This is a genomic window from Exiguobacterium alkaliphilum, assembly GCF_018138125.1.
GTDB lineage: Bacteria > Bacillota > Bacilli > Exiguobacteriales > Exiguobacteriaceae > Exiguobacterium > Exiguobacterium alkaliphilum.
On record NZ_CP073101.1, the window covers coordinates 699,412 to 712,953 of the forward strand.

At 54.8% G+C, this 13,542-nt stretch carries 16 protein-coding genes; 11 read left to right on the plus strand and 5 right to left on the minus strand.

Annotated elements, in window-relative coordinates; translation table 11 throughout:
* Positions 1 to 84: 84 nt before the first annotated feature.
* A complete protein-coding gene (locus KB235_RS03755; RefSeq protein WP_338032655.1) occupies positions 85 to 573 on the plus strand; it encodes a GNAT family N-acetyltransferase in 489 nt (162 codons plus the stop codon).
* Positions 574 to 586: 13 nt separating this feature from the next.
* Here KB235_RS03755 and KB235_RS03760 read toward each other — a convergent pair whose 3' ends face one another.
* The 3 genes from KB235_RS03760 to KB235_RS03770 all read right to left on the minus strand — a co-directional run bounded on the left by KB235_RS03760 (position 587) and on the right by KB235_RS03770 (position 2,961).
* Positions 587 to 1,255, minus strand: coding sequence for a helix-turn-helix domain-containing protein (locus KB235_RS03760; protein ID WP_211780434.1), 669 nt, complete (start codon positions 1,253 to 1,255; stop codon positions 587 to 589).
* A 115-nt stretch (positions 1,256 to 1,370) separates the two neighbouring features.
* Positions 1,371 to 1,583: a hypothetical protein gene (locus KB235_RS03765; protein ID WP_211780435.1), complete on the minus strand. Its 213-nt coding sequence runs from the start codon at positions 1,581 to 1,583 to the stop codon at positions 1,371 to 1,373.
* Between the two features lie 262 nt (positions 1,584 to 1,845).
* The gene (locus KB235_RS03770; protein ID WP_211780436.1) at positions 1,846 to 2,961 is read right to left on the minus strand and encodes an NADH-dependent flavin oxidoreductase; all 1,116 of its coding nucleotides are present in this window, start codon (positions 2,959 to 2,961) and stop codon (positions 1,846 to 1,848) included.
* A gap of 262 nt (positions 2,962 to 3,223) precedes the next feature.
* On the opposite strand from KB235_RS03770, the gene KB235_RS03775 reads away from it, so the two are divergent.
* The gene (locus KB235_RS03775) at positions 3,224 to 4,882 is read left to right on the plus strand and encodes a glycerol-3-phosphate dehydrogenase/oxidase (protein WP_034814476.1); all 1,659 of its coding nucleotides are present in this window, start codon (positions 3,224 to 3,226) and stop codon (positions 4,880 to 4,882) included.
* A 70-nt stretch (positions 4,883 to 4,952) separates the two neighbouring features.
* Here KB235_RS03775 and KB235_RS03780 read toward each other — a convergent pair whose 3' ends face one another.
* Positions 4,953 to 5,414 (minus strand): hypothetical protein, encoded by a 462-nt coding sequence (locus KB235_RS03780; RefSeq protein WP_211780437.1) that lies wholly within the window; start codon positions 5,412 to 5,414, stop codon positions 4,953 to 4,955.
* 109 nt (positions 5,415 to 5,523) lie between these two features.
* On the opposite strand from KB235_RS03780, the gene KB235_RS03785 reads away from it, so the two are divergent.
* The 9 genes from KB235_RS03785 to KB235_RS03825 all read left to right on the plus strand — a co-directional run bounded on the left by KB235_RS03785 (position 5,524) and on the right by KB235_RS03825 (position 13,047).
* Positions 5,524 to 5,871, plus strand: coding sequence for a DUF1093 domain-containing protein (locus tag KB235_RS03785; RefSeq protein ID WP_211780438.1), 348 nt, complete (start codon positions 5,524 to 5,526; stop codon positions 5,869 to 5,871).
* A 103-nt stretch (positions 5,872 to 5,974) separates the two neighbouring features.
* Positions 5,975 to 6,334, plus strand: coding sequence for a response regulator (locus KB235_RS03790; protein ID WP_246514324.1), 360 nt, complete (start codon positions 5,975 to 5,977; stop codon positions 6,332 to 6,334).
* 160 nt (positions 6,335 to 6,494) lie between these two features.
* Entirely contained in the window at positions 6,495 to 7,349 is an 855-nt protein-coding gene (gene fba, locus KB235_RS03795; RefSeq protein ID WP_211780439.1) for a class II fructose-1,6-bisphosphate aldolase, read from the plus strand.
* Between the two features lie 93 nt (positions 7,350 to 7,442).
* A complete protein-coding gene (locus tag KB235_RS03800; RefSeq protein WP_211780440.1) occupies positions 7,443 to 8,273 on the plus strand; it encodes a hypothetical protein in 831 nt (276 codons plus the stop codon).
* 73 nt (positions 8,274 to 8,346) lie between these two features.
* Positions 8,347 to 8,997, plus strand: coding sequence for a fructose-6-phosphate aldolase (fsa, locus tag KB235_RS03805; RefSeq protein WP_034807572.1), 651 nt, complete (start codon positions 8,347 to 8,349; stop codon positions 8,995 to 8,997).
* 27 nt (positions 8,998 to 9,024) lie between these two features.
* A complete protein-coding gene (gene murA / locus KB235_RS03810; RefSeq protein ID WP_034814610.1) occupies positions 9,025 to 10,275 on the plus strand; it encodes a UDP-N-acetylglucosamine 1-carboxyvinyltransferase in 1,251 nt (416 codons plus the stop codon).
* 17 nt (positions 10,276 to 10,292) lie between these two features.
* Entirely contained in the window at positions 10,293 to 11,261 is a 969-nt protein-coding gene (gene glpX / locus KB235_RS03815) for a class II fructose-bisphosphatase (protein ID WP_034807569.1), read from the plus strand.
* A 99-nt stretch (positions 11,262 to 11,360) separates the two neighbouring features.
* Entirely contained in the window at positions 11,361 to 12,287 is a 927-nt protein-coding gene (locus tag KB235_RS03820) for an ATP-binding cassette domain-containing protein (RefSeq protein ID WP_211780441.1), read from the plus strand.
* Positions 12,277 to 13,047: an ABC transporter permease gene (locus KB235_RS03825; protein WP_211780442.1), complete on the plus strand. Its 771-nt coding sequence runs from the start codon at positions 12,277 to 12,279 to the stop codon at positions 13,045 to 13,047. The genes KB235_RS03820 and KB235_RS03825 overlap by 11 nt, the downstream gene beginning before the upstream one ends.
* Before the next feature lie 9 nt (positions 13,048 to 13,056).
* On the opposite strand, the gene KB235_RS03830 is transcribed toward KB235_RS03825, so the two are convergent.
* On the minus strand, positions 13,057 to 13,455 hold the full coding sequence (locus KB235_RS03830) for a hypothetical protein (protein WP_211780443.1): 399 nt from the start codon (positions 13,453 to 13,455) through the stop codon (positions 13,057 to 13,059).
* Positions 13,456 to 13,542 lie beyond the last annotated feature (87 nt).

Here is a 13,542-nt window from a genome sequence, read left to right on the forward strand (position 1 = left end):
GATGAAGAGGGAGAGAGCATCGTGAACGACAAGACGTTACAGATTCGGCCGATTGAGGCACGCGACTGAGATCGCATTTGGGAATTGATTTACAAAGACGAAGCGCCGGAGTGGAAGCGGTGGGATGCCCCGTATTTTGAACACGGGGCCATTCCGTACGAGACGTACCGCCAAGAAGCGGACGGCCACGTCGGTCGCGAAGACATGTGGGTCATCGAAGCCGAAGGGACGGTGTATGGGACCGTTTCTTCCTATTATGAGGACGCAGGAGAAGAATGGCTCGAAGTCGGAATCATTCTGCATCAAGCCGACCGCTGGAATCGTGGTCTCGGCACCCGTGCGCTCACGCTGTGGATAAATCATTTGTTCACGACGCGTTCGACGGTCCGAGTCGGGTTGACGACATGGTCCGGCAACGTGCGGATGATGCGCGTCGCGGAAAAGGTCGGGATGCAGCTCGAAGGACGGATTCGTCGAGTGCGCGTCGTCGACGGGGTGCGGTATGATTCAATTCGCATGGGCATGCTTCGTGAAGAATGGGAACAACGGCAAAAGCGCAACGTCTCAATTTGAGGCGTTGCGCTTTTTATAGGTGGAACAGTTGGCGATATTGGAGCGGCGTCATCCGCTTATACGATTTGAACGTGTTGATATAGGCGGTGCAGGACGCGAAGCAAAACTTTTCACCGATTGTACAAATCGGTAAGTTCGTCCCGAGCAAGTCGGCGATGGATGCGTCGATACGGCGTCGGCGAATCCGTTCCGGTATGCTCTCGCCGACTTCTTGCTTGAAGAGGGCGGACAAATAGTTGTTCGACAGACCGACCTGGTCGGCGATCCAAGGGAGCGACAGCGACGCGTCGCGTAAATGTTCTTCGATCAAGCGCAGTGTCGTCGAGACGTTCGGGTTCGTCGACACGGGTGGGGACAAGAACGCGGTCACTTTTGCTAAATACTCGACGATGACCGGAATGGCGTACAAAAAGTCGAGCGTCGTCTCCAATTCATCGATTAATGTCAGCAAGGCGCTCGTATAAGTGAGCGCGGTCTGCACGTTCGGGTTGTCGACCGGGATGAGACGGATGATGTGGTAGACGAGGCCACGATAATAGAAGCGGACACTCATATACTCATCATCTGACGGCAACGTCAACAAGTCGAGCGTCAACGTCTCGAGCAGTTGTTCGGCCCGAATCGGGTGCGCGTTTCGCAGTGCGCTCAAGATTTGTTGGTCGAGCGAGTAAAAATTATCCACATGAGAAAAATCATCGAACAAGTTTTTGTCTCGATGAAGGTGATGTAGAAATTGACGTTTGATTTTATTTTCCAACGGATGATTCACTTCTTTCGTCGTCCGATCGGGAACCGTTTTATTTCGTGCGAGGGACGTTCCGTTTCGTTGCTTGTTTCAACTCGGCGATTTCGCGCGTTAAAGCTTCTTCACGGGAACGGGCGGATGATTCAAGGTGGTGTTCAAGTTCTTTGCTCTTTTGTCGATACGTCTCAGCGACTTCTTTCGTGCGCTGTTGGTGCTGATTGAGCTGTTTGTTGTACGCATCGAGATCAATTGGCTTTTTCGTCATACTTATATGCCCCTTTCAAAAGACGGTCAAACAGACAGTTGAGGTGCAAGCGAGGCTTGACCCGAAGTCTCGTGGAGGAAAACGACTCCTGTCCTTAGCTTACGAAGGGGAGCATGTGTTGGGAAGTTTGGTCGCTACGAAACGAGTGGTGAAAACGAAGAAAAATGTGACGAAATTGTGTCCGGATTCATTTTTTTACACACAGGCTCACGCAAGAAGACGAATCAAAAAATCCGCAGACATGACGTCTGCGGATCAAGGATTACTTGACCGCCTGGTCTTTAATTGGGAACCAGCCGGCACGTGTCGTGATGGCGTTCCAAAGCGGGGCCGGGACGGCGAGTTCAGCTTGTTTGTTCAAGTCGAGCTCGGTCTCTATCTCATCTCCGCGACCGTCTTTCACTTTCTCGAGCCAATCCGGATCGATGATGAGCTCACGGCCGAGCGCGGCGAGGTCGATGACGTCGAGTGCGTCCTCGACTTGACCCGGACGTTGCAACTGTCCGACTCCGATGAGTGGGACGGCACCGTTGATGCGCTTCGCGATACGGTCAATCGCTCGCTCCGTCACGTTCTCGTCGCGCATCGAGGCGGTGTTGAAGTTCCAGAGCGAGGCATGGATGTAATCGAGTCCTTCCTCGAGCAACATGTCAATCAACACGTCCGTATCGTCGAGCGTGATGCCTGGCTCTTCGACTTCTTCTGGCGAGAAGCGGTAGCCGACGAGGAAATCGTCCGCCTCTTTCGCTGCGTCTTTGACGGCACGGATGACTTCACGCGGGAACGTGAGCCGGCCCTCGACATCGCCACCGAAGCGGTCGTCGCGTCGGTTCGAATGAGGTGAGAAGAACTGTTGAATCAAATATGTGTTCGCCCCGTGAATCTCGACGCCGTCAAAACCGGCCTCGATGGCACGACGTGTCGCTTCACCGAACGCCTCGATGATGGCTTCGACTTCTTCGGTTTCAAGGGCACGCGGCGTGACGGCACCTTCGCGCACCGGCGCGACGGCGCTGGCACTCACTGGTTGTTCGTTCGGAACGAGTTCCGGAGGAGACATGCGTCCTGCATGGAAGATTTGCAGAATCGCTTTCGCGCCTTCCGCTCTTAAACTTTCGGCGAGCTGACGCAGTCCAGGGATGAACTTGTCGTCATTCACACCGAAGGCGTTCGGGAACCCTTTGCCGTCTTCGGTCACGTAAGCACATGCCGTGATGGCGAGGCCGACGTTCTTCGCCCGTTTCCGGTAATAGGCGAGTTCGTGTTCCGACACTTCACCCGTCGGTTCAGACGAATAATGAGTCATCGGCGCAAGCACGAGCCGATTGTGGAGCTCGACGCCGTTTTTAAATTGGAAAGGTTGTAACATGCGTTTCATAAAAAAACTCCTCCTTGTTGGTGATACTTTGAAGTCTAGTCTTCTCATTTTAAAATTGCGAGCAGGACGCTTTCTGAGGAGCAGGTTACATACTCCGTGAGCGGGTCGGTGGTTGAACATGTGAGAATAGGGTATAATACAGGAGAAAAGTTGATAACCGGTTGGAGACTACAGAGAGACCACGACATGGGGGGCGAAGCCTTGTTTTGTTGTGGTCTCTTTTTGTATACCTTGAACCGGATTCATTATAGGAGGGAATAAGATGGAAATCAGAAACTTCTCAGCGAAAGAACGCGCGGCACGGTACGAACAATTGACGGGTGAACGGCACGACGTCCTCGTCGTCGGTGGAGGCATCACAGGCGCAGGGATCGCCCTTGACGCCGCTTCACGGGGGATGAAGACGGCCGTCCTCGAGATGCAAGACTTTGCGGCTGGTACGTCGAGCCGCTCGACGAAGCTCGTCCACGGGGGTTTGCGTTATTTGAAACAGTTCGAGGTCGCGCTCGTGGCCGAGGTCGGCAAAGAGCGCGCCATCGTATACGAGAACGGGCCACATGTGACGACGCCGGAACGCATGCTGTTGCCGATGCATAAAGGCGGGACGTTCGGTCCGCTCTCGACCGCGGTCGGTTTAATGGTGTATGACTTGTTAGCGGGCGTCAAGCGTGCCGAGCGCCGCTTGATGCTGAAACCGGACGAAGTCATTCAAAAAGCGCCGCTCGTGAAAAAAGACGGACTTGTCGGCGGTGGCTATTACGTCGAGTATCGGACGGACGACGCGCGCATGACGATCGAAGTCGCGAAAGAAGCGGCGAATCACGGGGCGCTTCTCATGAATTACTCAAAAGTGACGGGTCTCATCTATGAGAACGGCAAAGTCGTCGGCGTGAACGTCGAGGACCAAATCGATGGCAAGACGTATGAAGTGTACGCGAAGAAAGTCATCAACGCGACCGGTCCGTGGGTCGACGTACTTCGTGAACAGGACGGGTCGAACAAAGGCAAGATGCTTCGCCTGACGAAAGGGATTCACCTCGTCATCGACCAATCGAAGTTCCCGCTCAAACAAGCGATTTACTTCGATACGCCGGACGGCCGGATGGTGTTCGCGATTCCGCGTGACGGCAAGGCGTACGTCGGCACGACGGACACGTTCTTCGATAAAGACAAAGCGCACCCGCGCATGACGACCGAAGACCGTGACTATATTTTAGAGGCGATTCACTACATGTTCCCAGAAGTGAACGTGACGGCGGACGACGTCGAATCGAGCTGGGCCGGCATTCGCCCGCTCATCTACGAGGAAGGCAAAGACCCGTCTGAGATTTCGCGGAAAGATGAAGTGTGGCAATCCGAGAGCGGACTCATCACGATCGCCGGCGGGAAGTTGACCGGTTACCGCAAGATGTCGGAGACCGTCGTCGATTTGGTGGCGAAACTGATCAAACAAGAAGAAGGCATCGTCTTCCTCGCCTCGCGCACGAAGCACATGCCGATGTCGGGCGGCCACGTCGGGGGCTCGAAAGGGTTTGAAGACTTCTTGACGAAGAAGAAGGCGGAACTCAAAAATCTCGGTCTCGAAGACGACAAGGCCGAGCAACTCGTCCGGCTCTATGGGTCAAACATTGACCGCGTGACGGAACGGATGGACTCGAACGCGTACAATCTCCCGGAAATCGTTTACGCGCAGCTCCTGTACGGCATCGAAGAAGAGGCTGTCGTTCGGGCAATCGACTTCCTCGTCCGTCGTACAGGTGCGATGTTCTTCGATATCGATTTCGTTCAACAGCATAAAGACGGCGTCTTGCGCGCGATGGCCGACGTCTTTAAATGGTCGGATGCACGTCTCGAGGAAGAACGGGCCGAAGTCGAGAAAGAAATCGAGCTCGCGGTCGTCCCAGTGACCGTCGAATCATAATAAAACTTCGCCGCAGCGAAGTTCAAATAGGAGACGAATCAAATGGCGAACAGCGATTTGGTTCGTCTTTTTATATGCCGAGCTCGTCATAGTACGCCATAATCCGTTCATCGAGCGCGAGGACGACGTCTTCATCCCCTGTGAAGTAAAAGAGCACGTACGTGCCGTCTTCACGATACACCTCGGCCTCGACGTTGATTGTCGTCATCCGTCCTTCGAACGAGACGTCAAGCTCGGCGATTTGATAAACGATGCCTTCATCCAATGACGGGTCGGCTACGCGCGTATGAATCTGTTTCACGCTCTTTCTTGAAATCGGCTCATCGAACACATCCGACAACATGGCAAACGTCTCAGGAATGGCGACGAGATCTGCATCGATTGATGTAGCGAGCGGCACGTCCTCGTCTTCTGCGTAGGCTTCCTGCTCAAGGGCGATGACGCGTGCCTCATCACCGAAGACGGAGACGATCGCGGCGACCCCAGCGGCCATCACGAGTAAAAACAGTAAAAATCCAAGCAAATGTTTCATCCATCGAATCTCCCGTCCTATCAAGTAGCTTCAGTATAGCAAGGCACATCGTGTTTAGGAATGTCGGGATTATGGTATGGAAAGATAATGATTAGAGAAGAGAGGGATGATGATGAAACGGACGCGGTTCTTATTCGTCCTCCTCGCACTTACAGCAATCCTCGGTTGGGTAGTCGTCGATTCGAATCGGTTGTTTGCGGACGAGTATTATGTCCGCGTGCCGAATGCCGACACCGTCACGCGGGAAGGGACGGATTACGTGTATACGGCGATCGGGTACGGGGATGGGAATAAAAAGCGGTCGTTCACGTTCAATTCGGACGAGCGGCTTGCACCAGGTGATGTGCTGAAGCTGTATGTGAAAGACGAGACGGACGTCACAGCGCTCGAACAGATCGAGGAACGAGACGTACCGATCGAGATTGAGTTGGAGCCGGCTGAAGCAGCAGCACCTTAAGCTGTTTCCTTCTTTTGCAAATTGCCGCGTCGCCAAACGAAATCGGATTTGGTATGGTTATGGATGGAGTGTCAATCACACGTAACGGAAAGAAGGGTAACGGATGTCACGCATGTTAATCGCAGACGATCAGGACGGGATTCGCTTGATGCTCGCCCAAGTGTTTCAAAACCTCGGGATTGAGGTCGATACGGCGAACGACGGGCGATCGGCCTGGGAAAAGCTTGAACAGAACGGATACGACTTAGTATTGCTCGATATGAACATGCCGCGTATGTTCGGTCATGAAGTGCTCCGGAACATGCGCGACCAAGACATCGACACACCGGTAATGATCATGACGGCGTTCGGGGAGAAGACGACGCTTGAAAAAGTGCAACGCCTTGGCATCACAGCGCAATTTGAGAAGCCGTTCGACATTTATGGCATGATCGAGAAAGTGAAGGATGTCTTGAAAATCTAACGTTTCGTCACGAAGATGACATATGTAAACGCTTGCGCAGAGCCATTTCTATGCCCGAATAGCATAGGCACACGTTTATCGGTGTGTTATAATGGGAACGAATTGCACGGGGGCATTTTTCCCAAAGTGCACAATAGCGAACAGACAGGAGGATGTCATTATGCCATTAGTATCAATGACAGAAATGCTTAACAAAGCATTCGAAGGCAAGTATGCAGTAGGCCAATTCAACATCAACAACCTCGAGTGGACGCAAGCGATTCTTCGCGCTGCGGAAGACGAGAAATCACCAGTTATCCTCGGTGTATCTGAAGGTGCGGCGAAGTACATGGGTGGCTTCACAACAGTTGTCAAGATGGTTGAAGGTCTCATGCACGACTACAACATCACTGTTCCAGTTGCAATCCACCTCGACCACGGTTCTTCTTTCGATAAGTGTAAAGCAGCGATCGACGCTGGTTTCACATCAGTCATGATCGACGGTTCACACCATCCGATCGAAGAGAACATCGAAATGACGAAACAAGTCGTTGAATATGCACACGCTAAAGGCGCTTCAGTTGAAGCGGAAGTCGGCACAGTCGGCGGCGAAGAAGACGGCGTTGTCGGTGGCGTACAATACGCTGACCTCGACGAGTGTGTTCGTGTCGTAACAGAAGCGAAAGTTGATGCACTTGCAGCAGCACTCGGTTCAGTACACGGCGAATACCAAGGCGAGCCAAAACTCGGCTTCAAAGAGATGGAAGAAATCGCAGAAGCGACGAAAACTCCACTCGTTCTCCACGGCGGATCAGGGATTCCTGAGCACCAAATCAAAAAAGCAATCGAGCTCGGCCACAGCAAAATCAACGTCAACACAGAGTGCCAACAAGAGTGGACGCGTGCGGTACGTGAGAAAATCGCTGCTGACTCGAAAGTATATGACCCACGTAAAATCATCGGACCTGGTATCGAAGCGATCTACAACGTCGTTACTGGCAAGATGCGTGAGTTCGGTTCAAGCAACAAAGCGTAATCCTGTTTATACAAGTCGACCCTCCTCGGAGGGTCGACTTTTTTGTTGAAACTTCTCTCCTTTTTGTTCGTAAAACAACCAAGGAGGGATTTGATGAAATATACAGAACCGCAGACCGAACTGTTTTGGCGAATCTTTTATGTGTTGGCGGCCTTCATGCTCACCGGCCTCGCCTGCATGATCACGATTGCACCGCTCATCTTTATTTGGTTGAACCCGGCACCCTACATGATTCCGCTCTTGTCCATCGTCGCACTAGGGGGATTCGGAGTATATTGGTTCGTCAATTTGTTCCGGCAACTGTTTTGGAAGGAACGACATCGCTCGCGCTATGAAATGACGGCGACCCATTTGAACGGGGTGACGTGGCGCGTCGAGCCAGGGGAGTCAGTCGAACAGTCGGTGCGGCTCGAAGCGATTGAGCAGGTCGTCTTCTTTCCAGCCATCGTCCGAAAGACGCAACCGTCCCCGACCGTACCAATCGGGCGGCCGACGATTGACTTTTGTCCGATGCTCGCCATCATGACGGCGGACGAATCCGTCGAAATCTTGTTCGACCCACGTGACCTCGATCAATTCGAACGATGGATTGCTTATTTCCATGACCAGGGCACACCGCTCTATTACACGCCGAAGTGGCTCTATTGGATCGGGGCGAACATCGCGACACGGGAAGAGCGTTTTCTGTTGTTTCAACAACCGGATGAATTGATTCCGTTCTTCTACACGGGGGACATTCCAGCGGACGAGTCGACGGCCGCGACGGCCTGGATTGAGGCGTATGGGATAGAACGGCAACGTGAAGGCCCGCACGAGGCGCATTACGTGAAGCAGGCAAAAATTATGAAGTGGACAGCGATTGGGACCGTCCTCGGCATCGTGTTGCTCGCGGCGTCGATGATTGGAATCGCGGCATTCTCGTAAATGGTGTGGCAATTCGGAGTCGGTTTCCTCATAATAAGGAGTGTAAGCGATCACATTTCGAGGAGGAATACACATGCAGTTTTTCATTGACACGGCAAATGTGGAAGACATCAAGAAAGCCCATCGGATGGGCGTCATCGGGGGCGTGACGACCAATCCATCGCTCGTCGCGAAAGAAGGCGTCGACTTCCATACACGACTTCGTGAAATTTGTGAGATCGTCGGGGATCTCTCGGTCAGTGCGGAAGTTATTGCACTCGATGCAGCGGGTATGGTGGAAGAAGGAAAGGAACTTGCGGCCATCGCGCCGAATATTACAGTCAAGGTGCCTATGACACCAGACGGGATGGAAGCGGTCCATGAGTTTGCGAAACTGGGTATCAAGACGAACGTGACGCTCATCTTCAACGCCAACCAAGCGCTACTCGCGGCTCGGGCGGGCGCGTCCTATGTATCGCCGTTCATCGGACGCCTTGACGATATCGGACAAGATGGGCTCGACCTCGTCGAGACGATTGCCGACATCTTTGCCATCCATGGCATCGAGACGGAAATCATCGCCGCATCGGTTCGCCATCCGGTCCATGTGACGAAGGCGGCGCTACTCGGTGCCGACATCGCCACCGTACCGTACAAAGTCATCGAACAGATGATGAAACATCCGCTCACTGACAAAGGTATCGAGCAGTTCCTCGCGGATTGGAACAACGCTCAATCCAAATAAGCTCGTCGCAGAAAGGTTTTGATCATCGTGGAAATTCTCCATATCGTTGGACAGCAAAAACTAGAAGGCAGCGTCGACATCAGCGGTGCCAAACAAAGCGCCCTGCCGTGTCTCGTCGCCGCGCTCCTCACGGAGGAGCCGGTCACGATTGAGAACGTGCCGGTCATCGAGGACGTCGAAGTGATGCTGAACTTGTTACAAGAGCTCGGTGTCACCGTCGAGCGGGACGGGGAGCGGATGACGCTCCACGCGAAAGACGCGTTCCCGATGCCGCTCCTCGGCTCCGAAACGCGGAAAGTTCGGGCTGCTGTCTATTTGCTCGGGGTATTCGCGGCCCGTTTCAAAAAAGGGGCCGTCGGGTTGCCAGGAGGATATGCGATTGGTCCACGACCGATCGATTTACATTTAAAAGCGTTAGAACGGCTCGGCATTCACGTCGAGAACGAGTCTGGTCTCTATCACGTCACAGTCGACAAGTTGGTCGGCGACCGGATTTACCTCGACCTTCGTTCGTTCGGGGCGACGGTGAGCGCGATGCTCGCCGCGGTCCTCGCCGAAGGGACGACGGTCATCGAGAACGCCGCGATCGATCCGGAAGTCGTCGACGTCGCCACGATGCTCACCTCGATGGGGGCGCATGTCGTCGGCGCCGGGACGGACGAGATTCGCATCAAAGGGGTCGAGCGCTTGCACGGTTGCACGCATACGCTCATCCCGGACCGTCTTGAAGCCGGGACGTTCATGATTTATGGGGCGGTGTCCGGGGACGTGACCGTACAAAACGTTATCCCGCACCACCTTGAAGGCGTCATCCAGAAGTTGCGTGATTACGGGGCTGAGGTCGAAGTCGGGGAAGAGGCGATCACGGTGCGGGCCAAGGCGTTTCTGCCGACCGACATCCGCGTCTTCCATTACTCGGGTTATCCGACCGACCTCCAACCGGTCATGTCGGCCGCACTCTTGAAAGCGGACGGGACGAGCATCGTCACGGACAAGCTCTATGCCCAACGCTTCCGTCATATCGCGGAAATGCGGCGCATGAACGCCCAAATCACGCTCGAGGACGCTTCTGCCGTCATCCGTGGCGGTAACCCGCTCGCGAACGCCGAGATGGAATGTGCCGACGCACGGAGCGGTGCAGCCCTCGTCTTGTCGGGGCTTCAAGCGAGCGGTGAATCGACATTGATTCATGCGGAACGACTGCACGACTCATACGTCGACTTTGTCGGCAAACTAAAACGACTCGGCGCACTCGTCTGGGTAGATGAGGCCGAGTAACAAAGGGGAGAATTCGGGTGGAACGTAGTTTATCAATGGAATTGGTCCGGGTCACGGAAGCGGCAGCGCTCGCTTCGGCCCGTTGGATGGGGAAAGGCTTGAAAGTGGAGGCGGACGACGCCGCGACGACCGCGATGCGTGACGTCTTCGACACGATTCCGATGAAAGGGATTGTCGTCATCGGCGAAGGTGAGATGGACGAGGCACCGATGCTCTACATCGGGGAGAAAGTCGGGAACGGCTATGGCTCTCGCCTCGACGTCGCCGTCGACCCGCTCGAAGGGACGAGCATCGTCGCGACGGGGACATGGGGCGCCCTCGCCGTCCTCGCCGTCGCGGACGCGGGCGATCTGCTCCACGCGCCAGACATGTATATGGACAAGATTGCCGTCGGGCCGGAAGCGGCCGGACTCATCAGCCTCGACAACACGATTGAAGAGAATATCGAAATCGTCGCCAAGGCGAAAGGCAAGAACGTCGAGGACGTCGTCGTCACGATTCTACACCGGGAACGTCATGAGGAAATCATTCAACGCGTTCGCGCGACGGGTGCCCGAATCAAGCTCATCCCGGACGGTGACGTCGCGGCGGCCATCAACACGGCGTTCCCGAAAACGGGCGTCGACTTGTTGCTCGGATCTGGCGGGGCACCTGAAGGCGTCATCGCCGCCGTCGCCATGAAGTGTCTCGGGGGGGACTTCCAAGGCCGTCTGCTCCCAGAGGATGAGGCGCAAGAGAAGCGTTGCCAAGACATGGGCATCGCCGACACGGGACGCATCCTGCTCCTCGATGACCTCGTCAAAGGCGAGGATTGCATCTTTGCCGCGACCGGGGTCACGGACGGCGAGTTGCTCCGGGGTGTCCAATTCACGGGACAAGGCGGACAGACGCACTCGGTCGTCATGCGGGCCAAGTCCGGGACGGTCCGTTTTGTCGAAGGCATCCATTCGTTGAAGAAAAAACCGAAGATGGTCATGAAACCTTGATTCTCTCGAGCTGCAGACAATGTCTGCAGCTTTTTTTGATGTGTCGTCACATAGTTAAATATGAAAAGAACGGGAATAAACAAGCAGGAGGCGGGAGGCATGATTGAAGTGGAATCGCTCGTCAAGTCGTACGATGACGTCCCGGCCGTCGACGGCGTCTCGTTCTCGGTGGCGGAAGGGGAAGTGTTCGCCTTTCTCGGTCCGAACGGGGCCGGCAAATCGACGACGGTGCAAATGTTGACGACGCTCGTCCGGCCGACATCGGGTACGGCACGCGTGAACGGCTTTGACGTCGTCAAACAAGAGAAGGACGTGCGGCTGTCCATCGGGGTGGCGCTCCAAGAGACGGGCATCGACAAAGACTTGACCGGTCGCGAACTGCTCGTTCTGCAAGGTCGTCTCTTCAAGATGACGAAACAAGAAGCGGAGGCGCGGGCCGAGGAGTTGCTCCGTGTCGTCTCGTTGACGGATGCGGCCGACCGGCGCAGCGGGACGTATTCAGGCGGGATGCGGCGCCGCCTCGATTTGGCGCTCACGCTCGTTCATCGCCCGACAGTCTTATTTTTGGACGAACCGACGACCGGGCTCGACCCGGCGAGCCGAATCGAGATTTGGAACGAGGTGAGACGGTTGAACGAACAGTTCGGGACGACCATCTTTTTGACGACCCAGTACCTAGAAGAGGCCGATGAGCTCGCCGACCGCATCGCCATCATCAACCACGGGAAAATCGTCAGTGCCGGGACGGCGGAAGAGTTGAAACGGCTCGTCGGCGGAGAGACGATCGCGATGACGTTCCATACCGAGCACGAAGCATCAGAAGCGGCGTCTGCCTTCGAGAAGACGGCGTCTGGTCTACATGTCTCGTTCGAGCTCGAGGCGCTCACGTTGACGGATGTCGTGCGGCGGCTCGATGAACGTATGCTCCAGCCCGAACGGTTGACCGTCAAACAACCGTCGCTCGACGACGTGTTCTTGAAAGTGACAGGGGAATCGTATGAAGGAGGGGTGCCGAATGTGGACTGAGACGTGGCTGTTCACGAAGCGGAGTTTATTGACGACGATTCGCAATCCATTTTCATTTATCCCGAACTTGATTATCTCGGTCTTCTTCCTACTAGTGTACACGAGCGGATTGTCGAGTGTCGCCTCGTTGCCGCAGTTCGAAGGGAGCGCCTATTTGAACTTCATTCTACCTGTCTCCATCGTCTCAGGTGCGGTCGGCGGTGCTGGTGGGACCGGTCAGGCGCTCGTCCGCGATATCGAGAGCGGGTATTTCGCAAGGCTCCTCTTGACGCCGGCGACACGGACGGCCATCGTGCTTGGCCCGATGATCGCCGGAATGTTACAACTGCTCGTCCAGACGCTTCTTATCTTTGCGGTGGCATTCTTACTCGGCTTGAACATTCCGGTCGGTCTGCCTGGCTTCTTGTTCACGGTGTTGCTCGCCATCGCGTTCGGTCTCGGGTTCGCCGGCTATTCGGTCGGTGTCGCCTTGAAAACAAGGAACGCGCAAGCCGCGCAGGCGGGGACGCTCCTCTTTTTCCCGCTCATCTTCTTGTCGACGACGTTTGTACCGAAAGAACTGATTGAAGCGGAGTGGCTCAAAGTGGCCGCGACATTCAATCCGACGACATACATTTTCGAAGGGATGCGCGCCGTCTTGACCCAGCCGACGATCGACTGGGGGGCGTTGTCGGCCGGACTCGCCGTCGCGGGGACGATGAGCGTCATCATGATCGTCTTCGCGGCGACGAACGCTCGGGGTGCGCTGAAACAAAAATGACGAGCTGGCTTACGCCTGCTCGTCATCGATCATGAATGTCACGACTAAAAACAAGATGAAACTGATGAGTGAGAACGTTCCCCCGATGATGAAATAGACCATCGTGAACGTCTCGCTCCACCCGAACGGATTCATTGTATACAGCCACATCCCGCTCGTTAATCCGATTGGGCCGATGACGGCTGTCCAACCGTGGATACTGACGAGCAAAGGGCGCTTGATGCGATACAGGCGATAGAACACGCCCCAAGCAAACACGGATAACCAACCGGCGAGTAAGATGTGCGCATGGATGGGACGAAAAGCGTAACTGCCCGCCCCTGACATATGGGATCCGATGGCTGTCCCGATAACGCCAAAGAGGGCGGCTAGACGAATGAGGCGTAACCCCCATTTTTTCTCTAACATATCTATCACTTCCTTCTACAATCATTTTGTCCAGTATGAAATATGTTTATGAACAGAACATGAACAAATGTTTCCTGAATGATTGAA